We start from the raw sequence: 23,906 nt of genomic DNA, 5'->3' as shown, positions 1-23,906 counted from the left end.
TGGCCATGCGTGTGGATTTTATTTTCCGATCCTAAGTTAAATGGAGATGCGCCGAACGGCTTTGCCGACCCTGTGCCCAAGGAGAGGCGCGCGGTTGTTAGGTTGCAGCCACGTCGCGCCACGGGCACCCGTATCGCCGCGAACCCGTGAAGGCGACCGAAATTTCAATCGAGCGGCGTCATGTCGCCGTGCCGGTCGGCGGCCTGACGCTCGCAGATCGCTACGGAAAACAACGACCCACCAGGGATTAACCCTGGGTATTTTCCTCGCCATAGCGACGCCTGGATCCCGCCGTAGGCATGCAGCCATGACACAGCCGGATTGCATCGGTTAACATTGACACCTAGAAGCAGCGGGCCAGAGCGCATCTCGGCCACCGTACCGCTGCGCGTAAGTAGCAGGTAAGTTGCGGCCTTTATCGTGTTTGAAAGTCGGCGAGCAGTCGCGCATGGGGTGCGGTGCGGCAGGGGCGATCATGTTGTCGAGGGTTGGAGACAGCAGCCGCAACTTTCAGGCGCCATACGATACGGCGCGCCCAGGCGCGCCGGCACAGATTTTACGTTTCATCTTCACCAAGGGGTTGTCGATGTCTGCGATTGAATCGGTTCTTCACGAACGCCGTGTTTTCCCTCCCTCCGCTGAAACAGCGGCAGGTGCCGCGATCTCCGGCATGGACGCGTACCGGGCGCTCGCCGCCGAGGCGGAACGCGATTACGAAGGTTTCTGGGGGCGCCTCGCTCGCGAGACGCTGAGCTGGAACACGCCCTTCACCAAGGTGCTCGACGAATCGAAAGCGCCGTTCTACACCTGGTTCGAAGACGGCCAGATCAACGCTTCGTATAACAGCATCGACCGTCACGTCGAGGCCGGCAACGGCGAGCGCGTCGCGATCATTTTCGAAGCCGACGACGGCACCGTCACCAACGTCACCTATCAGGACCTGCTGCAACGTGTGTCGCGCTTCGCGAACGCGCTGAAGAAGCGCGGCGTGAAGAAGGGCGACCGCGTGGTGATCTACATGCCGATGTCGATCGAAGGCATCGTCGGCATGCAGGCTTGCGCGCGGATCGGCGCGACGCATTCGGTGGTGTTCGGCGGCTTCTCGTCGAAGTCGCTCAACGAACGGCTGGTGGACGTGGGCGCGGTCGCGCTCGTCACGTCCGACGAACAGATGCGCGGCGGCAAAGCCTTGCCGCTGAAGAACATCGCCGACGAAGCGCTGGCGATGGGCGGTTGCGAAGCAGTCACGAGCGTGATCGTCTATCAGCGCACCGGCGGCAAGGTCGCCTGGAACGAAGGCCGCGATCTGTGGATGCACGAGCTCACGCAAGCCGAATCGGATCAATGCGCGCCCGAGTGGGTCGGCGCTGAGCATCCTTTGTTCATCCTTTACACATCCGGTTCGACGGGTAAGCCGAAGGGCGTCCAGCACAGCACTGGCGGCTATCTGCTGTGGGCCGCGCAGACCCTGAAGTGGACCTTCGACTGGAAGCCCACCGACGTATTCTGGTGTACCGCCGACATCGGCTGGATCACCGGCCATAGCTACATCACGTATGGTCCGTTGACGCTCGGCGGCACGCAGGTCGTGTTCGAAGGCGTGCCGACCTATCCGAACGCCGGCCGTTTCTGGGACATGATCGCCAAGCACAAGGTCTCCCTGTTCTATACGGCGCCGACCGCGATCCGCTCGCTGATCAAGGCCGCGGACGCCGACGAGAAGGTGCATCCGAAGAGTTACGACCTGTCCTCGCTGCGCATCATCGGCACGGTCGGTGAGCCGATCAATCCGGAAGCGTGGATCTGGTATTACGAGAACGTCGGCGGCAGCCGTTGCCCGATCGTCGATACATGGTGGCAAACCGAAACCGGCGGACACATGATCACGCCGCTGCCGGGCGCCACGCCTTTGGTACCGGGTTCGTGTACGTTGCCGCTGCCGGGCATCATGGCCGCGGTCGTCGACGAAACCGGCCAGGACGTGCCGAACGGGCAGGGCGGTATTCTGGTGGTGAAGCGTCCGTGGCCGTCGATGCTGCGCAACGTGTGGGGCGATCCGGATCGCTACAAGAAGAGCTACTTCCCCGAAGAACTCGGCGGCAAGTTGTATCTTGCAGGCGACGGCGCGGTGCGCGACAAGGGCACTGGCTACTTCACGATCATGGGCCGCATCGACGACGTGCTCAACGTGTCGGGTCACCGGCTCGGCACGATGGAGATCGAGTCGGCGCTGGTGTCAAACCCGCTCGTCGCGGAAGCCGCTGTGGTGGGACGCCCCGATGCGACTACCGGCGAAGCCGTGTGTGCGTTCGTCGTGCTGAAACGCGCGCGTCCGGAAGGCGAGGAAGCGGTGAAGCTCGCCAACGAACTGCGCAACTGGGTCGGCAAGGAGATCGGTCCGATCGCCAAGCCGAAGGACATCCGCTTCGGTGAGAACCTGCCGAAGACGCGTTCGGGCAAGATCATGCGCCGCCTGTTGCGCTCGCTCGCGAAGGGCGAAGAAATCACGCAGGACGTGTCGACGCTGGAGAACCCGGCGATTCTCGATCAGCTCGGCGAGTCGCTCTGAGCCTGGGTTTGTCCGTGTGAACGGCAAGGGCGTGTCGAACGATACGCTCTTGCTCCGACGCAGATCGTTGGACCTGATGCCACGTTGTTGAAGCCACCGCGCGGTCAATCCCGATTGCCTGTCCGGTGGCTTTTTGATACATAGGCGCATGGCCGCGCCGCACCACTCCTCACACGCTACGCTCAATCCGCCGCCCGAACCGCCCGCGGTCTCGGCAACGATGGCGCGCGCGCATCAAAAGTACTGGCGTTTCAACCTCGCGTTGATTGCGACGTTGATGACCTTGGGCTTCATGGTGTCGTTCGTCCTGCCGTTGATGGCGCCGGCTCTCGCTCAGGTGCGGGTCGGCGGCTTCAGGTTGCCGTTCTATTTCGGCGCGCAGGGCGCGATCCTGATCTATCTGGCACTCATCGTCGTGTATATCGTGCTGATGCAGCGCGCTGACCGCCGGCTGCAACGCGCTTTGGAAGCGGACACTAGCGCCGGTGCCGACGCGCTCAACGCGCGCGGAAACTGAGCCGATGAAACTCACGAACCGGCTGATCCGCTCCTACGCCCTTTACACGCTCGGCTTTCTGCTTTTCATCTACGTGATGTGGCGCATCGAGCGCACCACCGGTCCCGGTGTGTGGATCGGCTATGTGTTCCTGTTCGTGCCGATCGCCGTGTATGCGGTGATCGGTCTGCTGTCGCGGACTTCCGACCTCGTCGAATACTACGTGGCGGGGCGGCGCGTGCCGTCCGCCTTCAACGGCATGGCGACGGCGGCCGACTGGCTTTCGGCGGCCTCGTTCATCGGCCTTGCCGGGTCGATCTATGCGACCGGATATGACGGTCTTGCGTATCTGATGGGCTGGACTGGCGGCTACTGCCTCGTCGCGTTCCTGCTCGCGCCGTATGTGCGCAAGCTCGCGCGCTACACGATTCCCGATTTTCTCGGCACGCGCTTTTCGAGCAACGCCGTGCGCGGCCTCGCGGCGCTGGCGGCGGTCCTGTGCTCGTTCGTTTATCTGGTCGCGCAGATCCAGGGTGTCGGTCTGATTGCGACGCGCTTTATCGGCGTGGATTTCGCCGTCGGCATCTTCTGCGGACTCGCGGGCATTCTGGTGTGTTCGTTTCTCGGCGGCATGCGCGCCGTGACGTGGACGCAGGTCGCGCAGTACATCATCCTGATCGCGGCGATTCTGATTCCCGTCTCGATGATCGCGCACAAGGACGGCCTCGGCTGGGTGCCGCAATTCAACTACGGCCGCTTGATGGAGCGTGTCGAAGGCCTCGAGAAGCAGGTGCGAGACGCGCCACTCGAACAGACCGTGCGCGACGATTATCGGCGCCGTGCCGCGTTGATGCAGACGCGGCTCGACACGTTGCCGCAATCGTTCGTCGACGAGAAGCTGCGTCTCACGCAGGAAGTCGCCGATCTACGCCGCCATAACGGCCCGCTGCGCGAGATCAACGAGCGCGAGCGGGCGCTCGAACAATTTCCGCGCGATGCCGCCGCCGCGCAGATCGTCTGGACCCAGCGACGCGATGAAATGCTGATGCGCGCCGCCGCACCGGTGCCGATGCATGAGCCGTTCCCCGCCGTGAGCGATGAAGACCGGCGCACCCACGAACGCAATTTTCTTTCGCTGCTGCTGTGCCTGTCACTCGGCACGGCGAGTCTGCCGCATATCCTGACGCGCTATAACACGACCACCTCGGTGGCCTCGGCGCGACGCTCCGTCGGATGGACGCTCTTTTTCGTCGCGCTGTTCTATCTGACGGTGCCGGTGCTGGCGGTGCTGATCAAGTACGAGATATTGACCAACCTGGTCGGCCATCACTTCGCCGACTTGCCGCAGTGGCTCATGCAATGGCGCAAGGTGGAGCCGAGCCTGATCAGTCTCGCCGATACGAACGGCGACGGCATCGTGCGTTGGAGCGAGATCCAGATGCAGCCCGACATGGTCGTGCTTGCCGCACCGGAGATCGCAGGGCTGCCGTATGTGATGTCGGGGCTGATCGCGGCGGGCGCGCTGGCCGCGGCGCTCTCTACCGCGGACGGTTTGCTGCTCACCATCGCCAATGCCTTGTCGCACGATGTGTACTACCACATGGTCGATCCGAACGCGTCGAGCCAGCGGCGCGTGACGATCTCGAAGATTCTGTTGCTGGGGGTGGCGCTGTTTGCGTCGTATGTGGCGTCGCTGAATACGGGGAACATTCTGTTTCTGGTGGGTGCGGCATTTTCGCTGGCGGCGTCGAGCCTGTTTCCGGTGCTGGTGCTTGGCGTGTTCTGGAAGCGCACCACGCGCCTCGGGGCGGTGGCGGGCATGGTGGCGGGGCTGGTGGTGTGCATCTATTACATCGTCTCCACGTATCCATTTTTCACGCAGATGACGGGCTTCGCCGGCGCACGGTGGTTCGGGATCGAGCCGATTAGCTCCGGCGTATTCGGCGTGCCGGCGGGGTTTCTGGTGGCGATCGGTGTGAGTCTGGTCGATCGTAAACCGGACGCTTACACGCGGGCGTTGGTGGACTATATCCGGCATCCTTAGACCGGTTTGCGCGTGGGTCTGGCGCGGGGCGCGAAGTTTGCTATAATTCGGCTCCCCGCCGGAGAGATGGATGAGCGGTTTAAGTCGCACGCCTGGAAAGCGTGTATAGGTTAATAACCTATCCGGGGTTCGAATCCCCGTCTCTCCGCCACCCTTCCAACAAGCCTTTGCCTCATTCGAAATTCAGCGCTGCGCCATAAAACTGGCCCTGTGCGGTAAAAATTTCATCGCAAAGGCCCCCCGCATTCCGGCCTTCGCCGGTAAGCCCCGATGTTTCAACCCGCAAAAATAGTCTCGGGTAGTCCGCGCACACCAGGAATCTGAACGGCAAACAGCGAGCCCGAAAGCGGGGCGCTCTTGAGCACGTCTTGCGCGAGCCGCACACGCGCGCTCGTGACATAAAGGATGTCGAGGTTCGGACCGCCGAAGCAGCAGCTGGTCGGACGCGGCACCGGCATGCGGACACGCGTCATCTCCTGGCCTTCCGGGTCGAAACGGGCAATGCACCACTCGTCCCACATCGCGACCCACAGGCAGCCTTCGGCATCCACGGTGAGCCCGTCGGGCGAACCGGCCGACGCGTCGAACGAGATCAGCGGCTGGCGATTGTCGATCGTGCCGTTGATGAAATCGAAGTCGTACTGGAACACGAGCTTGCGGTGCGAATCGGTGAAATACATGCGCGTATTGTCCGGGCTCCAGCCGAGACCGTTCGCCACGGTGAAGCCGGTGTCCATTTTGAGCCATGAGCCGTCGGGCTCGACCTTGAACAGGTTGCCGCGGTTCGGCGTCGCGCCCATGTCCATGGTGCCCACCCACAGGCGGCCCATGCGGTCGCATTTGCCGTCGTTGTAGCGATTGCCAGGCCGGTCGGCCTCCGGGTGAGACAGGCGCGTGAGCGTGCCGCTGTCGTCGATGGTCATCAGGCCGTTGGGCGTCGCGATCAGCAGTCCGCCTGTCGCCTTCGGAATAGCGAGGCTGACCATCGAGCCAAGCTTCGTTTCGGTATCGATGCCCGTCGCCACGTCGAAGCGGTGTATCGCGGGAGTCAGGATGTCGACCCAGTACAGCGCCTCGTCACGCGGCGACCAGAGCGGACCTTCGCCAAGAAGCGACGGAATCTGGCTGACGCAGCGGACCTCGGCGTTCGACTGCGTTTCCGGCTGTCCCTTGGCTGAGATCGACATCGAGCGGCCGCCTGCATTGTGTGAAATTTTCCGCGCGGCGCCGATGACGGCCGCCGACAAACCATGCGCGCGCGTCTCGTCCAGTTCCGCCAGCGTGCCGGAGATCGCGAGCGCGCCGATGGGCCGCTCTTCAAAATCGAATATGGGCGCGGCCAATGCCACGGTATCCGCGGAACTCTCACAGATGGCCAGCGCATAGCCACGCGCGCGCGTCAGATCGAGCTCGCTCTTCAGCGCGCCGACCGACGTGATGGTGCGCGGACCGAGCGACGGCAACCCGATCGATTCCAGCAGATGTTGCTGCTGGCTTGGGTCCAGCCACGCCATCACGGCCTTGCCGACCGCGCTCGCGTGCAGCGGCAGACGTTCGCCGACGCCCGGCGAGAGCCGCGCCGACTGGCGCGCCTGTTCTCCGGCGATCACGACGGCGCTGTGTCCTTCGAGTACGACCAGATGGACGGCCTCGCCAACCTGATCGCGCAACAGCAGGAGTTCGTCCTGGGCGGCAACCCGCAAGTCGAAGTCGCTCCATACCTCGTGCGCCAGCTCGAGAAAACGCAGGCCGAGGCGAAAGGTCTTGCTGCCCGCGTCGTGCTGTAGCAATCCTTCCCGTTGCAACGTGGCGAGAATGCGGTGCAGCGTGGCGCGCGGCATGCCGCACGCGTGCAGGAGCTGGGTGAATGTCATCGGCGCCGGCGCCTTCGACACGATGTTCAGCAGGGCCATCGCCTTTTCGAGCACGCCGATCCCACCCGCGCCTTTTTCGGCAGCAACGACGGCGGACGCCGCGGCATCCGCCCGCTTCGGTGCTGCTTGTGTGGCCGCGCGGGGCGCGGCCGGCAGTTTTTCTCTCACGGTGTTCAAGTTGTCGGATCTGCTTCGAATGGAAAAGGTCTCGATCGGCATTGTACGCTGAAAGCCGGTTTCGCACACCGTTTGTTCTATTGAATGGAACTGATGTCGGTCGCGAACACGCCGAATCGATTGAAAAAGCAGCCTGTTTCATTTAACGGAAATGACGGCGGCGACCGCATGACGGTGCTCGCAGTAGTCTGATAGCATCCGCTCCCAGCAAATACCGGTGTTCTTCCGTCGCCATAACGCTCCCGACCATGCTCAAAGACAAACCCGCCTCTGAAGTCCCCGGTTCCGCCGGCCTGGGTGTGCTCGACAAGGCACTGGCGCTGTTGAACATCGTGTCGGCCAAGCGCGCGCCAATGAGCTTTACCGACCTGCAGCGCGCGTCCGCGTTGCCGAAATCCACGCTGCATCGTCTCACCCAGACGCTCGTCCACGAAGGGTTGTTGCGCTACGACGCGTACACCAAGAAATTTCAGCTCGGCTTGCGGCTGCTCGAAATGGCCCACAAGGTCTGGAGCGACTTCGACTTGCGCGTGGCCGCGCAGGATACGCTCGCCGCGCTGCGCGACTCGCTGGGCGAGACCGTGCAACTGGCGGTCCTGAATGGAGACGAAGTGGTGGTGGTCGCCAGTGCCGACGCGGCGCACGACATGACGCGCACGTCGAGCGTGGGTATGCCGTTGCCGGTGCATGCGACGGCAGCGGGCAAGGCGATCGTCGCCAATCTCGATCCGGCGCAGTCGGCCAGGCTGATCGAGCGGCTCGACATGCGGCGCTTCACCGACCGCACGTTGACCACGACGGCCGCGCTGCGCGACGACCTCGATCTCGCGCGCGCCCGGGGCTATGCGCTCGAAGAAGGCGAATGGCGCGCGCCGAGCGTGTCGGTCGCGGCGCCGATCTTCGACTACGAAGGGCGGCCGATCGGCGCGGTCTCGGTGACGGGCGACGTCACACGCCTGAAAGCGGAGCGTCTGCATGGCCTGAGTTCGACGCTGATCGGTGCGGCGCGTGGCATTTCGCATTCGGCTGCCGGTGCGGCCATGTCGATCGTACCGCGCGAGCAGCCGAAACAGGCGTCCACCGTCGAGGTGCGTTGTGTCACGCGGGCCCAGGCGCTGCTGGGCGAAGGGCCGATCTGGTCGCCGCGCGACAACGCGCTTTACTGGGTCGACATCCTGATGCCTTCGGTCCATACCTACCACGCCGCGGACGGTTCGACCTCGGAAGTGCGGCTGGGCTCGATGGCGAGCGTCGCGATTCCCAGGTCCACGGGCGGCCTGCTGCTCGCGACGCCAGGCGGCCTGATGAATTTCGACCCGGCCACGCGGCGCATGACGCCGTTGAGCCACCCCGAGGCGGAACGTCCCGCGAACCGCTTCAACGACGGCAAGTGCGACCGCCGCGGGCGCCTCTGGATCGCGTCGATGGATATGGCGACGGCGCTCAATCGTGGCAGTCTGTTTCGCGTCGAGGCGGACGGCTCGTGGCGCAAGATGGACACGGGCTTTACGGTGCCTAACGGCCTTGGCTGGAGCCCGGACGACTCGCGCATGTACTTTGTCGATACCCACCGCCGCGCGCTCTACGAATACGAGTTCGACCTGATGTCGGGATCCATCGCGAACCGGCGCACGCTCATTGAATTTGCGCCCACCGAAGGGCGCGCGGACGGCCTCACCGTCGACGACGAGGGTTGCATCTGGATCGCGATGTGGGACGCATGGCATGTCGTCCGATATGCGCCGGACGGGCGCGAAATCCAGCGCATCCGCATGCCGGTGCCGCGGCCGACCAGTTGCTGCTTCGGCGGCCCGAACCTCGACACGCTGTATGTCACGAGCGCCTCCGTGCGCCTTAGCGAACAGGCGCTGGCCGAGGCGCCGCTGTCGGGATCGCTGTTCGCAATGGAAATCCCTGGTGTACGGGGATTGCCCGAAGCGATGTTCGCGGGCTGAGCGTCCGTTTTTTATCCGATTGCGCCGCCAGCCGGCGCACACGTCCTTGCCGCCCGATCGGGCATTCTCCTTCCCCCTTGGGATTTCGTTGATGGTTCTCACGCGCTTTCGCCGTGTGAGTTCCATTGAACGGGAAATTCATCGCTAAATCTCCCCTAAGTCTGCATCGTTACACTACGGTGCAAGTCGTGCCGAAACGGCGCAGAGCCGCACCACGACTGAGTGCGTCTTCATTTCGTTGCGGTCGCCGACCCTTTTCGTGCGGCTTATGTACGGGACATCCCTGGCTACGTCCCTCTTTCATTTGTCCCATTCAATGGTAGACTGCGCTCCATGTTGTTCCGATGGATGGAACATTCAACCAGGAGGAGACCAGCCAGAATGAAAGCAAAACATCAGTTGCTCGTCATGGCGACGGCAGCGTTGGGGGCATCGTCCGCAATGGCCCAATCGAGCCTGACGATGTACGGAATTGTCGATCTGGAAGTAGGCAAGTACGACGGCAGCACGGCGATACGTGAAAACACCGGCGCGACGAGCCGCTGGGGTTTGAAGGGCACGGAGGACCTCGGCGGCGGCTATCGCGCGGTCTTCTGGCTGGAGCAGCAGTTCAATCCGAATGACGGCACCTTCTACAACTCCAGTTCGTTCTTCAGCGGCCGCTCGACTGTCGGACTGGAAGGGTGGTTCGGTCATTTCGTGGTGGGACGCGACGTGAACGCGAGCCACTACGTGGAATCGAGTTCCGATCCGTTTGGCCAGGACGGCGTCGCCGCTGGGTACGGCGCGCGAGGCGGTATCTCGCAGGCGAACGGCGGCCCGGGCCAGATCGATACGGTGCGGACCAATAACTCGGCCAACTACGTCTACACGTGGGCCAACCTGACGCTGCGCGCGATGGTGGCCGCACGCGACAGCGCCATCCAGGGAGGCGACGGCAGCATTCCGTATTCGGCGTCGCTGGTCTACGAGGACAAGCAGTTGAAGCTGGGTGCGTCGTGGATTCGCCCGCAGAACTACAACGCGCACTGGGCCTATGCGGCCGGCCAATACGATTTCGGCCTCGCGCGGCTCTACGCCGGCTACGGCTTCGGCCAGAACACTTTCCAGCAGGTCATGCATAACCAGATGGTGGGCATCGCAATCCCGACGGGTGTGTACGGCATGGTCCGCAGCACGTTCTCGCACACCACCGCGTATGGGCACACGATCCAGAGCCGCAGTGTGTTGGGCTACGTCTATTTCCTTTCGAAGCGCACCTCGGTTTACGCCGATGCCATTTACGACGCCAATGCCGGTAAATACGCGTACCGCACGGGCACCACGACAGGCGTCAATGGCTGGCAGCCGACGGGCACGTCGTCGAGCGGAACTGGCTTTACGGTGGGCCTGAAGCAGGTATTTTGACCGGCGCACGTGCGGCGCAGCGCCATCAGGGATCGGCGCTGCCGACATGCTACGAATCCATATTCAGGAGGCAATTTGATATCACGTAGACAATTCATCGGTGCGGTAGCGGTCGCATCGGGATTCACGGCGGCGGGGGTGAAGGCGCAAACCCGCGGGATCACGTATGTCGGCTGGTCGCAAGAAGAGGCCGCCAGCAGGCCGACGCTGGCCGCGCTGTTCAACGGCTATCGCCAGAGCGCGGGCGTATCGCTCGACACGGTCGGCTACCCGTGGGCGCAGATGCAGCAGAACGTGCTGCTGCGTTTGCGCTCGGGGCAGCCAATGGACGTCGTGCAGCTGAACGAACGCTGGGTGCCGCAATTCGCGGCAACGAACCGCCTCGTCGATATCGATACCGTGTTCGGCGCGGCACAGTTACGTAGCCGCATCAGCAAGGGCGTGCTGGAACTCGGCAATTACCATGGCAAGCAGATGGGACTGCCGTGGTCGGCTGGATCGATCGGCATGGTCGCGAACGCGAAAGTGCTGCAGAGCGTGGGCCTTTCGACGCCGCCCGCATCGGTGGACGAATTTTTGAGCGCACTCAAGGCGATCAAGAAAGCGAACCCCAGCGCCGTGCCGTACGCAATGGCCACGAAGAACAACAACGCGTTGAGCCCTGACTTCCAGGTATGGCTATGGACGTTCGGCGGCCACCTGTTCGACACCAGCGGCAAGGTTGCGGTGAACAGCCCGGCAGGCGTGAAAGCGCTCAGCTTCATGGCCGGCCTCGTCAAGGACGGACTGGCTGCGAAAGACGTCGACCGGCCGGACGCGCGCCGCATGTTCGCCCAGTACCAGACCGGCTTCTATAACGATGCGCCGCTCGCGCGTGGCTTCGCCCGCAGCAATTCGAGCATCGGCGACAAATTCGACGCGCTCGTCATTGCCATGCCCACACCAGTGCTGCACGCGGGCGATGTGCCGCGCTCGCTCGCCTGGGGGCATCTGCTCAGCATCTTCAGCGACGGCAAGCAGAAGATCGACGCGAACTCGCCGCAAGCGAAGCTGCTCGCGTATCTCGCGCTCAACGACGACTCGCAATTGCGCATCTACAAGGATATCGGGCTGTTTCCCGTCACCAACAGCGCGCTCGAGAAGCTGGCATCCGATCCGTACGTGTCGGTCTGGTCGAAGGCGGCACGCAGCGCCACGCGCGACGAGACTTCGTTCTGGCCGAATTCGGCTCAGCTCACCACGGTGATCGGCGAAGAAGTGCAGGCCGCGGTGCTCGCCCAGAAGTCGCCGCAGGAGGCGATCGACAGCATGAGCAAACGCTTGCAGGAACAGACAGCGGGTATTTCGAGGTTCTGACATGAGTGATTCATCCATCGCGTCCGCGGATCCGCCGCGCGAAGCGCGTCGCCATTCGACGCTCAAGCAGCACGAGCGCCGGGTCGGCGTGGCGCTTGCGCTCCCCGCGCTGGCGGCGTTTGTCGTGGTCATCCTGATTCCGTTCGTGAAGTCCCTGAAGCTAGCGCTGTTCAGGTACACGATCGATACGCCGGAGCCGCAATTCGTCGGCTTCGAGAACTTCGTCAAGCTGTTTCGTGATCCGACCATCGTCAACGTCTGTCTGAACACGCTGTTGTTCGTGGCCAGCGCGACCTGCGTGACGATGGTGATCTCGCTCGCATGGGCGCTGATGATGAACCAGGCGTTCAAGGGGCGGGCGTTGGTACGCGCGGCGTCGCTGTTGCCGTGGGTGCTGCCTTCGACGGTGACCGCTTTCCTCGCGGCGTGGATCTTCAACGGCCAGTACGGCGTGCTCAATGCAATCCTGCTTTCGACGGGATTGATAACCGAGCCGATCACGTGGCTGGCAGAGCGCCACGGTGCGATGGCCTGCGTCGTCATCACGAAGGTATGGCTTTCCGTGCCGCTCTTCATGGCGTTTTTTCTTGCCGGATTGCAAAGCGTGTCGCAGGACCAGGTCGATGCCGCGCGCGTCGATGGCTGTCAGAACCTCGGCGTGTTGCGGCACGTCGTGCTGCCGCATCTCGCGCCCACCATCATCATCGTGATGATTCTCGGCACGATGGGCAACCTGCAGGCGTTCGACGTGATTTACGCGTTGACACAAGGCGGACCGGTTGGCGCCACCACGATGCTTTCCGTCGAGGTCTACAAACAGGCGTTCGAGAACTGGGACATGGGCATGGCGTGCGCGGTCGGCGTCCTGTGGTTCGTGCTGATTGCCGTGCCTACGGTGTTTTATCTGCGTGCGCTGTTCAAGCGGGAGTCCTGATGCTGCTCAATCTTCGAACCGGACCAGCCAAGACGACTTTCGTCGCGGCATTCGTGGTAATCGCGGCGTTTCTATTTCTGCCGATCGTCTGGATGGTGATGACTTCGATCAAGCCGCAAGGCGAAGTCTTCGTGCAGTTTCCATCGTTCTGGCCGCACGTGCCGACTTTTGAAAACTATCGCAAGCTGTTTGCGCAAGGCGAGATGGTCGGATATCTGCGCAATAGTCTGTTGACGGCGGGCGGCGGCGCGCTGCTCACCGTCACGCTGGCGACTTACGCGGCCTACAGCTTCGCGAAGTTCCGTTATCGCGGACGCAAGGCGCTGATGGTGCTGATGCTCTCGGCGCAGATGTTTCCGTTCGCGATGCTGCTGGTCAGTCTTTATCCGATCTTGCAGGCGTTCGGGCTGCTCAACACACGGATCGGCCTGATCATCGCGTACATCGTGCTGGCGCTGCCGAGCGGCACGTACATGTTGTACAGCTACTTCGTCAACATTCCGAACGAAATCATCGAAGCGGCGCGCACCGACGGCGCGAGCGAACTCTACATCCTGCATCGCATCGTGCTGCCGCTCGCGATGCCCGCGCTCGTCACCGTGGGACTGTATTCGTTCATGTGGGCATGGAACGACCTGCTGTTCTCGCTGACGCTGATCACGTCGCCTGAGTTGCGCACGGTCGGTCCGGGCCTGCTCCTCGGCTACATGGGCGAGGGCAAGAGCGACTGGGGCGGCGCGATGGCGGCCTCGATCGTCAGCTCGTTGCCGGTGGTGATCGGCTTCGCGTTTCTTCAACGCTTCTTCATTCAGGGGCTCACGGCAGGAGCAGTCAAATCATGAGACTCGCAGACAAGGTTGCCATCGTTACGGGTACAGGGCAGGGCATCGGCCGCGCGGTGCTGCGGCGATTCGTCAAGGAAGGCGCACGCGTGGTCGCCGTCGAATGGTCGCGTGAGGCCGGTGAAGCGTCGATCGAGGGATTGCCCGAACAGCAGGTGCATCTGATCTGCGCCGACGCTCATTCGCAATCGACGGTGGACGATGCCGTGCAGCAGGCACTGACTCGCTTCGGTGGATTGCATGTGCTGGTGAACAACGCGGTGCGCTACACCGAGCGCAATGTTGTCGATTGCACGGACGAGGACTGGGCCGCGACGATCGATTCGGCACTCGGTTCGACATTCCGCTTCTGCCGTGCAGCGATTCCGCACATGCTGCGCCACAGCGGTGGCTCGATCGTGAACCTGGCGTCGATCAATCATCTCGTCGCCAATCCGGGCCTCGCTGCCTACACGGCGGCTAAAGGCGGCGTCGCCGCGCTCAGCAAGCAGATCGCGATCGAGTACGGAACGCAGGGCATTCGTTGCAATGCGGTGTCGCCCGCGTTCATTGCGACCGAACGCACGATGCAAGGCGTGACGGAGCGCGACATGCGCCTGAACCGAGAGTGTTACCCGGTAGGCCGGGTTGGCGAGCCCGACGATGTCGCCAACGCGGTGCTGTTCCTCGCGTCGGACGAAGCATCGTTCATCACGGGCGTGGACCTCGCCGTGGACGGCGGCCTGACCTCGCTCGCCGCGAGCGCAGTGCTTTCGACGCGGATTCGCGGTTGGTGGGGCCGTCCACCGATCGTGCTGCCGGACGCATGACGTTGCGAACGCAGCGATTGCATCGGCGCGATCCATCGAGGACAACATTCATGAAGGAGACTACAAATGGCTCAAGTTGAGCTGAAAGGGGTGCGCAAGAGCTTTGGCCCTGCAACCGTGATTCACGGCGTCGACCTGAAAATCGACGACGGCGAGTTCTGCGTGTTCGTCGGGCCGTCGGGTTGCGGCAAGTCCACGCTGCTCAGGCTGATTGCCGGCCTGGAGGAGTGCAGTGAAGGGACGATTTCGATTGGCGGCATCGACGTCACGAACGCGCAACCGGCACGCCGCGGCATTGCCATGGTGTTCCAGTCCTATGCGCTATATCCGCACATGACCGTCGCGCAGAACATGGGCTTTGGCCTCAGGATGGCGAGTGTGCCGCAGACGCAGATCGACGCGGCTGTCGAACGCGCTGCGCAGACGCTGAAAATCGAGCACCTCATGAGCCGTCGCCCGAAAGACCTGTCGGGCGGCCAGCGCCAGCGCGTGGCGATCGGACGCGCGATCGTGCGCGATCCCAAGCTGTTTCTCTTCGATGAGCCGCTGTCGAATCTGGATGCGGCGCTGCGCGTGGAGATGCGCGTCGAACTCTCGAAGATCAAGTCGCAGCTCGGCACCACGTTTATCTACGTGACGCACGATCAGATCGAAGCGATGACACTCGCGGACAAGATCGTCGTGCTGCGCGACGGCAAGATCGAACAGATCGGTTCGCCGCTGCAGTTGTACACGCGTCCGGCCAATCGCTTTGTCGCTGGTTTCATCGGCTCGCCGAAGATGAATTTTATCGACGTGGGCGCAATGGGTGGACGCGGCGCCGCGCTGGACGTCGCGCTGCCGGGCGGTGCGAAGCTGTCGTTCGCCGGCGACGTGCGCTTGCCAGCCGACAGGTCGATCACGCTCGGCGTGCGTCCCGAGCATCTCGAACTGGTCGATCCGCACAACGGCCATTTGCGCGGCCGTGTCGTGCTGGCCGAGCGGCTGGGCGGCGAGACCTACGTGCATGCGCTGGTGGAATCGGCGATGGTGCTGGTCAAGACGGCAGGCGATTCGCCCGTTCGGGCCGGTGAGAACATCGGCTTGTCCATTCCCGCGCAACAGGCGCATCTCTTCAACTCGGCCGGTTTGCGCATTCCTGTTGCCGAAGCCCAAGCACTGCGGGTCTGAGACGATGACACAACATCCATTACAGGTCGTCGCAGTGCGTCACTGGAAAGTGGCGATGCCGTTCAGCCAGCCGCTCGAATGGGGTTCGGGCGCGCGGCCTGCCGCGACGCGGCTCGTCGTCGAATTGACGCTGGCCAATGGCGTGAAGGGTTACGGCGAAACAATCTGCCTGCTCGATTTCATCGAGCCTGTGCTGGTCAACACCGTGATTCCGATTGCAAGGCAACACCGTGCCTGTGATGTCGAGCGCTTCACGCGGCACGTGTTCGGCGCGGGCTACTACCATCACAAACGCGCGGTTGTGATGGCAATGGCCGCCGTCGAGATGGCGATGTGGGACGCGCAGGGGCGCACCTTTGATTCGCCGTTGGCGGAACTGTGGGGCGGTGTCTATCGTTCGCAGGTCGAGGTATCCGCGTATCTGTTCGGAACGGACGAGGCGCAGTTGAAGGACTCAGCGCAGCGTTTTCTGGACGATGGCTATCGCAGCTTCAAGGTCAAGATCGGTATGACGCCGTCGAGCGATCTGTCGAACGTCGAAGCCGTGAAGTCGGTGACGGGCGATTTGCCGTTGCGCGCGGATGTCAACAGCGCGTGGACGCCAGGCACCGCAAAACGCATGCTGGAATGTTTGCGGCCGTTCGATCTGCAATATGTCGAACAGCCGCTCGAACTCGACGACTTGCAAGGCCACGCACAACTGCGTAGCGCGCAACCCGTTCCCATCGCGTTGGACGAGTCGGCCTATACGCTCGCGGACGTCGGCAATATCGTGCGCCACGCCGCGGCCGATGTGATCCTGCTCGATCCGCACGAAATCGGCGGCCTGTGGCAGACCATCAAGGCTGCGGCAATCGCGGAAGCGCACGGCATTCCCGTGACGCTGCACAGCGGCGGCGAACTGGGCTTCTCGCAGTCTGCGTATGTGCATCTTGCGAGCGCCATTCCCAACATGTCCATCTCGATCGATTCCGAGCGCGTCTATTTCGCCGACGACGTCGTGCGTTCGGCGCCCACAGTGAAGGACGGTGCGTTTTCACTGCCGGACGGTCCGGGTCTTGGCATGCAGCCGGACTTCGACAAGCTGGACCATTACAAGGTGGATCACATTCGCGGCGCGTATCTCGATGCACGACGCCCCGGATGGTTCTCGACCAAGCCTGCCTATTGAGCGTGGAGACTAATACATGAACAAGAACGACAGCATTGCAGCGATCTCAGGGGTGTTCCCCGTTTTGCCCACGCCGTTCGACGAACACGGCAAGCCCGATGTCGACAGTCTGCGCAGACTGGTGCGCTATCTGGTCGACGCGGGTGTCGACGGCATGACGTATCCGGGCGTCGCGAGCGAGTTCAACCAGTTGACGATTGAAGAGAGACTGGCATTGACGGATATCGTGCTCGACGAACTCGACGGCCACTTGCCGCTCGTCGCGGGCGTATCGAGCACCGATATCGAGAAGACGGTGCAACTCGCGCAAGCGGCCGCCGAACGTGGCGCGAGCGCATTGATGATCGCCGTGCCGCCTGATCGCAACACGGCGGATGCGCAGATCGAGTTCTTTTCCGCGGTTGCGCGCGCTGTGCCCGACACGCCGATCGTCTTGCAGAACGTGCCGGCGCCTGTGGGTGCGGGTCTCGATCCGGACGTGCTGGTCGCGATCCTGAACGCGGTGCCTGGCATTCGTTATGTGAAAGAGGAAACGTTGCCGAGCGGCCAGCGGCTCACAGTGGTCCGGCGGACGGCGCCCCACACGTTGCTCGGCGTATTGGGCGGCGCGGGCGGCCGCTATATCACCGACGAGCTGCGGCGCGGCGCGTGCGGCACGATGCCTGCGATCGAGCTGGCGGAAGTGCATGTCGCCTTGTTTGCCGCGCATCGCGCAGGCGAGACTGAGCGCGTGCGGCAACTGTTCACGCGCATGCTGCCGATACTGAACGTGCAGGCGGTGTTTCGCTGGTCGTTGACGAAGTACGTACTGCATCGTCGAGGCCTGATCCGCTGCCGCCTGCAACGCGCAGCCGGGCCATTACTCGATAACGAGGATGCCGCCGACGTCGATGCATTCCTGCACGACATCGAGGATCTCCTCGCACCATGCAGATGAGGAAGCAAGCCATGCTGACACATGTACCCAGAATAACCCGCGTCGAATCGTTCATCGTGTCGATTCCGCGCGATGAGCCCTACCTCGGCGGACTCGGCAAAGACGAGCAGATCAATCATCGCGGCTATCTGATCCGCAAGGGCAACAAAACGATCTATCCGACTACCGACATGTCGGTGCTGATCAAGGTGACAGCCGAGGACGGCACCGTGGGTTGGGGCGAGACATACGGGATCGTCGCGCCGGAAGCCGTGACGGCCATCATCGACGATGTACTCGGGCCCACTGTCGTCGGTCGCGATCCTCGCGATGCGGTCGTGATACAGGAAGATCTGTACGACCTGATGCGAGTGCGAGGGTTCTTCGGCGGGTTCTACGTCGATGCCATCGCGGGCGTCGATATTGCAATCTGGGATCTGTTCGGCAAACTGGTCGGACAGCCAGTGGTCAAGCTGATCGGCGGCCAGCGTCTGGAGGAAATTCCCGCGTACGTGTCGGGGCTGCCCGGTCGCACGCTCGACGAACGCGTGGAGCTGGCGCGCTCGTTCGTGAGCAAAGGGTTCAGCGCCTTCAAGTATCACGCGGCAGTCTCGTTCGACGGCATTGTCGAGGAGATGCGGGCGTTGCGCGAAGGGCTCGGCGATTCCGTCAAGCTCATGGTCGATCTGCATTGGAAATTCACCGCGCAGGAAGCGATACAGCTTGCGGACCAGTTGGCGCGCTGGCGTCCGTATTTCATCGAGGCGCCTTGCGCGCCCGAAGACATGGAAGGGCAGGCGCGAGTGGGCGAACAGATTCGCGTGCCGCTGGCGTTGGGCGAGGAATGGCGAACCGTCTACGAGTATCGTCCGCGACTGGAGAAGCGCTCGATGTCGATCATCCAGCCGGAGATGGGGCATACGGGCATCAGCCAGTTCATGCAGATCGCGCGGATGGCGAACGCCTTTCACGTGAAGGTGATCCCTCACGCGACCATCGGTATCGGCATTTTTCAGGCGGCGAGCCTGCACGCGGCGGCGGCGCTGCCGAATGTCCCGATGCACGAGTACCAACACTCCGTGTTCGATCGCAACCTTCGATATGTGAAGACATCGATGCGCTGCGTGAATGGCGCGTTTCAGTTGCCGCAGGGGCCCGGGCTCGGTGTCGAGCCGAGCGACGAGGTTTGGCAACACGTGCGAAAGAGAACGATAGCCTGATATCGACAGACCGGGATTAACGAGAATAAACGCTTATTCCCGGAGCGTATTTTATAAATTGAGGATGCCGTACTATGAATCCATCTTTTATCAGCCTCGATTGGGGTACCTCGAGTTTGAGAGCGACACTGGTCTCCGCTGACGGAGAGATCGTGGAAAACCGAAGTGCCCCAGGCGGTGTAATGACCGTTAAAGACAGGGATTTTCATACACCGTTGAACGCGATCTGTGAAGACTGGGTCGACATTCACGGCTGCCCGATCGTGGCAAGCGGGATGATCGGCAGCCGGCAAGGTTGGGTCGAGGCGCCTTATCTGGCTTGTCCGGCTACGCCGGCAGCGGCCGCACTAGCGTTCACGACGCTCTCCGTCGCCGACAAGGTCGACATGCACATCATTCCAGGCGTGCGGTGCGGCGGCGTGGATTCGATACACGATGTGATGCGCGGTGAAGAGACGCAGATCTGGGGAGCGGGCGTCGGATCCGAGTGTCTTTGCGTCCTGCCGGGCACGCACAGCAAATGGGTATCGGTCGGTGAGGACTCGATGATCACCCACTTCGCGACCTACATAACGGGCGAGCTGTATGGTTTGCTGACAAAGCATGGCATTCTCGGACGGCTGATGGAGTTCGGCGGCTGCAACGATGAGGCGTTCCATGCAGGCGTGTCGCTGGGCCTGAAACACCCGCAACAGGCTACGCACGTCGTGTTTGCCGCGCGCACGATCCGCCTGATGGACGAAATGGAGCCGGGAAGCTTGCCGGATTATCTGTCGGGGATTCTGATCGGCGTGGAGGTGGCGAGCGCGATGGCGGCGTTCGCGTCGGATATGTCGCGCCCGATTTTGCTGATCGGCGACGATGACCTATGCAGACGGTACAGGTGGGCGCTGGAGAGCGCCGGCTTCGAGCCCGCGCGCGCTGGGCAGGATGCGACTGTGAAAGGGCATGTGCGCATCGCGAGAGAGGCGGGGATTGTTGGGTGACCCAAGGATCGGAGGTACATCGGTGTTCGTCCTCCGGCCTCGCCTCGTTGTGTGCCTACGCCGCGAATCCGCGCCGGCGCAGCCAGTCAAGGACGATCATGGCGATGTCATCGCTGTTGTCGTCTGCCATGAGCGCATGCGAATTGCCTTTGATGCCCCGCGCCGGCAGATCGATCCATTCGACGTCCGTGCCGGCCGCCGCGAGCGCATCGTGCCAGCGTCGCACCTTCGGCACCGAGTCAACCCAGAACGAGTGCTGATCGAGATAGTCGCCCCAGACGAACAGATGAGGCACGTGTCGAAGCGCGGCCGCATTGTTTCCGTCGGCAGTCGGCGCGCCCGAAGGTTCGAGCGAGATGACCGCCTTCACACGGTCCGGAGCATGCAGCGCCGCGGTCAGTCCGAAGTTGCCGCCTTGGCTATGCGTCAGGATGATACTGCCGTCGAGCTTGTCGACCAGGGCATCGTAGGCCCGTTGCGTGCGCTCGTTGTTCGTCGCCCAGCGCGGGGCGAACTGGTTCATGAAGGCTTCCATCTGATCGACCGGGAAGCGCACGCCGTCATGTGGGTGCCTGCTTGCCGGATCGCGGTGCCATGATCCTGCAGGGCCGAAGCGGAAGGTTTCTTCCCATGCTTCCTGCGCGGTCCGGAAGTAGGGCGCATCAGCATAGACCTCGGGATAGGGCGCCCACGAGGCACGGCCTCTTTCGACGGCGTCCGACACGTACACATCCAGACCTGCACGCAGGAAAAACATCTGCCAACCCGGACGGCCATCGGGTGTCGTTTCCCAGTTGACGCCCGTCATGCCGCCGCCATGCCACAGCAGCAGGGGCCACCTCGCGGTCGGGCGCTCGAGTTTGACGTACTGGACATACATCTGGCCGGCAATGATCTCACCGTTCGGATTGACTCGATGAACCGCCCCTTGATTGGTACTGATCCGCTCGCGCAGCGGCATCCCATGGAGGCTCAACATCTCGCCGCCTACATGGAAGCTGCCAATCTCGCTGACCAGCAGTGGGCTTGTCCGCAAGCTGGAAGAATGGATCTGTTTCTGGTCGCTCATCGTAGCTACCTCAACTAATTGGTTGATACGTGACATCTCGCCGCAAGCGCGCTCTGCTAGCGCGATGGACATGGACCGGACGCTGGCCCAACGTGCGCAAACATCGGCATCGACATCTGTTCGTGATCATTGCCCGGCGTTCACTGATGCGACAGTTCCAGTTGAGCGCGCCGAAGGGTTTGTTCATGATCTCGCGATAGATGACTTTAGTTCGGTGGTCGCGGCGATCTTGATGCGCCGTCAGTCGCTCGAGCAACGCAAGTGGATCAGGAATATTGAGCGAGCGCGGCCTCGAAAAGCGGCTTCCACGAGAGGATGTGCCGGCTGATCAGATCGCTCGCTTCTTTGACGTTCCCCTGGTCGGCGAGATTCACCATCTGATAGTGCTCCTTTACCGACTCCTTCTGGCGTCTGCGACCTTCAGAAGAATCGATGCCGTAAAGCCGCATATCGTCGCGCAATTGCATCACCATTTTTGTCAGGAATGGATTGCCGACCTGTCCGACCAGAGCTTCATGAAAAGTCCGATCGGATGTGATGTATTTCGGTAGGTTGTCCGCTGCAACTGCATTAGACACCTCATCGGCAAGGGCCATCAGCGTATCGCGATCTCTGAGACCTTGACGGGCGAGCGTCTCGAGAGCAAAGCGTTCAAGCAAGTCTCGCATGGTGAAGAGGCTGTCCAGTGCCTCCCGGGAAAGCAGTTCAACACGGAATCCACGATTGCGCATCGCCACCAGCAGGCCGCTGCGGCTGAGTTCCAGCAACGCTTCGCGGACCGGTGTGGTCGAGACACCGAGTTCGGTAGCAAGTCCCGGCACCGAATAAACGGCGCCAGGGGCGGTACGTCCCGAAACAATATCTGCGCGCACCAGTGCGACAACCTGCTCGCGTAAATTACCTGCGCCGACGCCTTGCAGTAGTTCCATTTCACTCCTCTGTTGATCAATGCCATGTGAAGTGTACACAAGTTGACTGAGTAGTGCGTGACGCGTGGCAACCATGATTCCGATCGATTGATGCTTCGCGTTTGCTCGTTTCTGCGTTGGACACGACGTGTAACGTGCTACTGAAACTACGTGGAAAAATAGGTTTGGTTGCGCTGGTTCTGTACATAGTTGCCGCACATGATGGCCGTACATGTGGAAGCGCTTCCTTAATAGTTCGATCGAGCACACGGAACACTAGCATCAGTTTCAAGATGGCGTTTCCAACAAAGAGATTACGCGCTGTAAACGCTACAGGACGGGGCTTCTGCGTCTCATGCGCCTTGCGATAACAAAGAAAACTTACGACAACAGCAGGTTTGACAAAAAATCAGGGTTTACGCTTATTGTGAGTGGAAAATTCGAGACTAGAATCCACTCACTTCGTAGTAACGCGCTACTTGTTCTACGGGGTTTTGGACGACAGAATTTCACTTTCTACATCGCGGAACTCAGAACAAACAGCGCATCCCTCAGAATAAAAACGAAATGTGGATGTAATAAATCCGACCGTCTGATGGTTTTCGAATACGTTGTTCGGAATAAAACGGGGAGGTCACTTACACCGATAGCGTTCAGCCAGATGCTGACGGAACGCTTGCGGCACTTCACGAGGGAATGATGCGAGTATTACTGGTTGAAGATGATTTACACATCGGTCAAAACCTGTTTTGCGCGTTGAAAGGTGCGGATTACAGCGTTGACTGGGTCCGTGACGGCAAGGCTGGCAAGGACGCGATTGGAAATGCTTACTACGCAGTCGCATTGCTCAATTTGGGGCTTCCGGGTATCTGCGGCATAGACCTGTTGAAGGCATCGCGGGCTGCCGGAAACAGGGTTCCTGTACTGCTTCTTTCTGCACATGACGATCCCGAGACGCGTGCGCGCGGCCTCGATACCGGCGCGGACGACTTCGTACTCAAACCATTTGATGTCCGCGAACTACTGGCACGCATTCGCGCTGTCCTTCGGCGCACGGCGGGCTATGCAACCTCGCGAATCGGCGACGAATCGATCGGCCTCGATCTTGATAAGCGCACGTTCTTCCATAACGGTGTGGAGTCGTCGCTCTCGGCGCGGGAATTCGCGCTGATGCATGCCTTTCTGGAACGACGCGGCACAGTACTGTCGCGCGGCCAACTCGAAGAACGGCTGTACGGTTGGGGCAGAGAGGTAGAAAGCAATGCGATCGACGTATTGATCCATGCAATGCGGAAAAAATACGGCCAATCGTTGATCCGCAACGTTCGCGGTGTCGGCTGGACGGTGATGCCGGGGGAATCTTCCCACGGCACGTTACGCGGCACGATGCTGAGCCGGACGGGTTTGCAGACCCATTGATTCCCGCGTGTCGTATGCGTGAGGCGGCGCCGCTGGTGCCTGAATCGGTGGAGCAGTGCGCGCAAAATGAGCGCGTCGCGTATTTGTAATTCCTGTCTAACTTTCGGCGGGCATTCTACGCACTATTCCTGACCAACTGATAGTTTCTGCCTGCCAAAAGAGGACGAAGATGAAGCTCGGATGGACCACTGTGCTGATCGCAATGAGTGCGAGCGTCCTGATTTCCGGATGCGCCACGCCTGTCGAACGAGCCAACGAGAAAAATGACCTGCTCGCGGCAGCGGGCTTTCATATCGTCCCCGTGACGACTGATCAACAGCGCGTACAGTTGGAGACATTGCCGCCGAATCGCGTCGTCCAGAAGGTCAGGGACGGAAAGGTTATCTTTCTCTACGCAGATCCGTACGCATGCGGCTGCCTGTATATCGGCGACGAAAATGCGTGGGATAGCTACAAGCGTGAACAACTCCAGCAAAACCTGATTAGCCAGGAGCGCATGAACGCGGAGATGAATGAAAACGCGGCATGGAACTGGAGCATGTGGGGCCCCGGTTGGTGGGCGTACTGACGAGCGACTGTTCGAA

General features: G+C 61.7%; 20 protein-coding genes and 1 tRNA gene. 18 read left to right on the top strand and 3 right to left on the bottom strand.

The window, feature by feature from the left end:
- Positions 1 to 586 precede the first annotated feature (586 nt).
- From acs to PQR32_RS35905, 4 genes are all read left to right on the top strand, one after another.
- On the top strand, positions 587 to 2,569 hold the full coding sequence (gene acs / locus PQR32_RS35920) for an acetate--CoA ligase (RefSeq protein WP_408238763.1): 1,983 nt from the start codon (positions 587 to 589) through the stop codon (positions 2,567 to 2,569).
- Positions 2,570 to 2,717: 148 nt separating this feature from the next.
- Positions 2,718 to 3,086, top strand: coding sequence for a DUF4212 domain-containing protein (locus tag PQR32_RS35915; protein ID WP_408238760.1), 369 nt, complete (start codon positions 2,718 to 2,720; stop codon positions 3,084 to 3,086).
- A 4-nt stretch (positions 3,087 to 3,090) separates the two neighbouring features.
- Complete coding sequence (locus PQR32_RS35910; RefSeq protein ID WP_408238757.1) at positions 3,091 to 5,109, top strand: sodium:solute symporter family protein; 2,019 nt, start codon at positions 3,091 to 3,093, stop codon at positions 5,107 to 5,109.
- A gap of 60 nt (positions 5,110 to 5,169) precedes the next feature.
- Positions 5,170 to 5,260 (top strand) — tRNA-Ser (locus PQR32_RS35905).
- Positions 5,261 to 5,384: 124 nt separating this feature from the next.
- On the opposite strand, the gene PQR32_RS35900 is transcribed toward PQR32_RS35905, so the two are convergent.
- A complete protein-coding gene (locus tag PQR32_RS35900; protein ID WP_408238754.1) occupies positions 5,385 to 6,983 on the bottom strand; it encodes an SMP-30/gluconolactonase/LRE family protein in 1,599 nt (532 codons plus the stop codon).
- Here PQR32_RS35900 and PQR32_RS35895 point away from each other — a divergent pair.
- The 12 genes from PQR32_RS35895 (at position 6,973) to PQR32_RS35840 (ending at position 19,926) form a co-directional block, all read left to right on the top strand.
- Entirely contained in the window at positions 6,973 to 7,212 is a 240-nt protein-coding gene (locus PQR32_RS35895; protein WP_408238751.1) for a hypothetical protein, read from the top strand. The two genes, PQR32_RS35900 and PQR32_RS35895, sit on opposite strands and share 11 nt — an antisense overlap.
- A gap of 196 nt (positions 7,213 to 7,408) precedes the next feature.
- Complete coding sequence (locus PQR32_RS35890) at positions 7,409 to 9,115, top strand: SMP-30/gluconolactonase/LRE family protein (protein WP_408238749.1); 1,707 nt, start codon at positions 7,409 to 7,411, stop codon at positions 9,113 to 9,115.
- 381 nt (positions 9,116 to 9,496) lie between these two features.
- Positions 9,497 to 10,522 (top strand): porin, encoded by a 1,026-nt coding sequence (locus PQR32_RS35885; protein ID WP_408238746.1) that lies wholly within the window; start codon positions 9,497 to 9,499, stop codon positions 10,520 to 10,522.
- Positions 10,523 to 10,597: 75 nt separating this feature from the next.
- Positions 10,598 to 11,878 carry an ABC transporter substrate-binding protein gene (locus tag PQR32_RS35880; RefSeq protein ID WP_408238743.1) on the top strand — a complete coding sequence of 427 codons (1,281 nt, stop codon included), beginning with the start codon at positions 10,598 to 10,600 and terminating at the stop codon, positions 11,876 to 11,878.
- A gap of 1 nt (position 11,879) precedes the next feature.
- Positions 11,880 to 12,812: a carbohydrate ABC transporter permease gene (locus PQR32_RS35875; RefSeq protein ID WP_408238740.1), complete on the top strand. Its 933-nt coding sequence runs from the start codon at positions 11,880 to 11,882 to the stop codon at positions 12,810 to 12,812.
- Positions 12,812 to 13,654 (top strand): carbohydrate ABC transporter permease, encoded by an 843-nt coding sequence (locus tag PQR32_RS35870; protein WP_408238737.1) that lies wholly within the window; start codon positions 12,812 to 12,814, stop codon positions 13,652 to 13,654. The genes PQR32_RS35875 and PQR32_RS35870 overlap by 1 nt, the downstream gene beginning before the upstream one ends.
- The gene (locus tag PQR32_RS35865; protein ID WP_408238734.1) at positions 13,651 to 14,463 is read left to right on the top strand and encodes an SDR family NAD(P)-dependent oxidoreductase; all 813 of its coding nucleotides are present in this window, start codon (positions 13,651 to 13,653) and stop codon (positions 14,461 to 14,463) included. Before PQR32_RS35870 ends, PQR32_RS35865 begins: the two co-directional genes overlap by 4 nt.
- Positions 14,464 to 14,529: 66 nt before the next feature.
- Positions 14,530 to 15,633: an ABC transporter ATP-binding protein gene (locus PQR32_RS35860; protein WP_408238731.1), complete on the top strand. Its 1,104-nt coding sequence runs from the start codon at positions 14,530 to 14,532 to the stop codon at positions 15,631 to 15,633.
- Between the two features lie 4 nt (positions 15,634 to 15,637).
- Complete coding sequence (locus PQR32_RS35855) at positions 15,638 to 16,804, top strand: mandelate racemase/muconate lactonizing enzyme family protein (RefSeq protein ID WP_408238728.1); 1,167 nt, start codon at positions 15,638 to 15,640, stop codon at positions 16,802 to 16,804.
- Between the two features lie 16 nt (positions 16,805 to 16,820).
- A complete protein-coding gene (locus PQR32_RS35850) occupies positions 16,821 to 17,741 on the top strand; it encodes a dihydrodipicolinate synthase family protein (RefSeq protein ID WP_408238725.1) in 921 nt (306 codons plus the stop codon).
- Positions 17,742 to 17,752: 11 nt separating this feature from the next.
- On the top strand, positions 17,753 to 18,940 hold the full coding sequence (locus PQR32_RS35845) for a mandelate racemase/muconate lactonizing enzyme family protein (protein WP_408238723.1): 1,188 nt from the start codon (positions 17,753 to 17,755) through the stop codon (positions 18,938 to 18,940).
- Between the two features lie 74 nt (positions 18,941 to 19,014).
- Positions 19,015 to 19,926 (top strand): 2-dehydro-3-deoxygalactonokinase, encoded by a 912-nt coding sequence (locus PQR32_RS35840; RefSeq protein ID WP_408238720.1) that lies wholly within the window; start codon positions 19,015 to 19,017, stop codon positions 19,924 to 19,926.
- Between the two features lie 55 nt (positions 19,927 to 19,981).
- Here PQR32_RS35840 and PQR32_RS35835 read toward each other — a convergent pair whose 3' ends face one another.
- The gene (locus tag PQR32_RS35835) at positions 19,982 to 20,995 is read right to left on the bottom strand and encodes an alpha/beta hydrolase (protein WP_408238717.1); all 1,014 of its coding nucleotides are present in this window, start codon (positions 20,993 to 20,995) and stop codon (positions 19,982 to 19,984) included.
- Between the two features lie 266 nt (positions 20,996 to 21,261).
- Positions 21,262 to 21,924: a GntR family transcriptional regulator gene (locus tag PQR32_RS35830; RefSeq protein ID WP_408238714.1), complete on the bottom strand. Its 663-nt coding sequence runs from the start codon at positions 21,922 to 21,924 to the stop codon at positions 21,262 to 21,264.
- 678 nt (positions 21,925 to 22,602) lie between these two features.
- Here PQR32_RS35830 and PQR32_RS35825 point away from each other — a divergent pair.
- Both PQR32_RS35825 and PQR32_RS35820 read left to right on the top strand, forming a co-directional pair.
- Positions 22,603 to 23,322: a response regulator transcription factor gene (locus PQR32_RS35825; protein ID WP_408238711.1), complete on the top strand. Its 720-nt coding sequence runs from the start codon at positions 22,603 to 22,605 to the stop codon at positions 23,320 to 23,322.
- Between the two features lie 169 nt (positions 23,323 to 23,491).
- Entirely contained in the window at positions 23,492 to 23,890 is a 399-nt protein-coding gene (locus PQR32_RS35820; protein WP_408238708.1) for a hypothetical protein, read from the top strand.
- Positions 23,891 to 23,906: the final 16 nt, after the last annotated feature.

The sequence above is a fragment of the Paraburkholderia dipogonis genome (assembly GCF_046027395.1).
GTDB lineage: Bacteria > Pseudomonadota > Gammaproteobacteria > Burkholderiales > Burkholderiaceae > Paraburkholderia > Paraburkholderia dipogonis_A.
This window is presented reverse-complemented; position numbering and strand designations above follow the sequence as displayed.

Coding starts and splice junctions, on each gene's coding strand:
- PQR32_RS35850 (WP_408238725.1), top strand. CDS start 16,821: ATGAACAAGAACGACAGCATTGCAGCGATCTCAGGGGTGTTCCCCGTT.
- PQR32_RS35835 (WP_408238717.1), bottom strand. CDS start 20,995: ATGAGCGACCAGAAACAGATCCATTCTTCCAGCTTGCGGACAAGCCCA.
- PQR32_RS35915 (WP_408238760.1), top strand. CDS start 2,718: ATGGCCGCGCCGCACCACTCCTCACACGCTACGCTCAATCCGCCGCCC.
- PQR32_RS35890 (WP_408238749.1), top strand. CDS start 7,409: ATGCTCAAAGACAAACCCGCCTCTGAAGTCCCCGGTTCCGCCGGCCTG.
- PQR32_RS35885 (WP_408238746.1), top strand. CDS start 9,497: ATGAAAGCAAAACATCAGTTGCTCGTCATGGCGACGGCAGCGTTGGGG.
- PQR32_RS35870 (WP_408238737.1), top strand. CDS start 12,812: ATGCTGCTCAATCTTCGAACCGGACCAGCCAAGACGACTTTCGTCGCG.
- PQR32_RS35830 (WP_408238714.1), bottom strand. CDS start 21,924: ATGGAACTACTGCAAGGCGTCGGCGCAGGTAATTTACGCGAGCAGGTT.
- PQR32_RS35865 (WP_408238734.1), top strand. CDS start 13,651: ATGAGACTCGCAGACAAGGTTGCCATCGTTACGGGTACAGGGCAGGGC.
- PQR32_RS35900 (WP_408238754.1), bottom strand. CDS start 6,983: ATGACATTCACCCAGCTCCTGCACGCGTGCGGCATGCCGCGCGCCACG.
- PQR32_RS35845 (WP_408238723.1), top strand. CDS start 17,753: ATGCTGACACATGTACCCAGAATAACCCGCGTCGAATCGTTCATCGTG.
- PQR32_RS35860 (WP_408238731.1), top strand. CDS start 14,530: ATGGCTCAAGTTGAGCTGAAAGGGGTGCGCAAGAGCTTTGGCCCTGCA.
- PQR32_RS35855 (WP_408238728.1), top strand. CDS start 15,638: ATGACACAACATCCATTACAGGTCGTCGCAGTGCGTCACTGGAAAGTG.
- acs (WP_408238763.1), top strand. CDS start 587: ATGTCTGCGATTGAATCGGTTCTTCACGAACGCCGTGTTTTCCCTCCC.
- PQR32_RS35910 (WP_408238757.1), top strand. CDS start 3,091: ATGAAACTCACGAACCGGCTGATCCGCTCCTACGCCCTTTACACGCTC.
- PQR32_RS35875 (WP_408238740.1), top strand. CDS start 11,880: ATGAGTGATTCATCCATCGCGTCCGCGGATCCGCCGCGCGAAGCGCGT.
- PQR32_RS35840 (WP_408238720.1), top strand. CDS start 19,015: ATGAATCCATCTTTTATCAGCCTCGATTGGGGTACCTCGAGTTTGAGA.
- PQR32_RS35820 (WP_408238708.1), top strand. CDS start 23,492: ATGAAGCTCGGATGGACCACTGTGCTGATCGCAATGAGTGCGAGCGTC.
- PQR32_RS35825 (WP_408238711.1), top strand. CDS start 22,603: ATGCGAGTATTACTGGTTGAAGATGATTTACACATCGGTCAAAACCTG.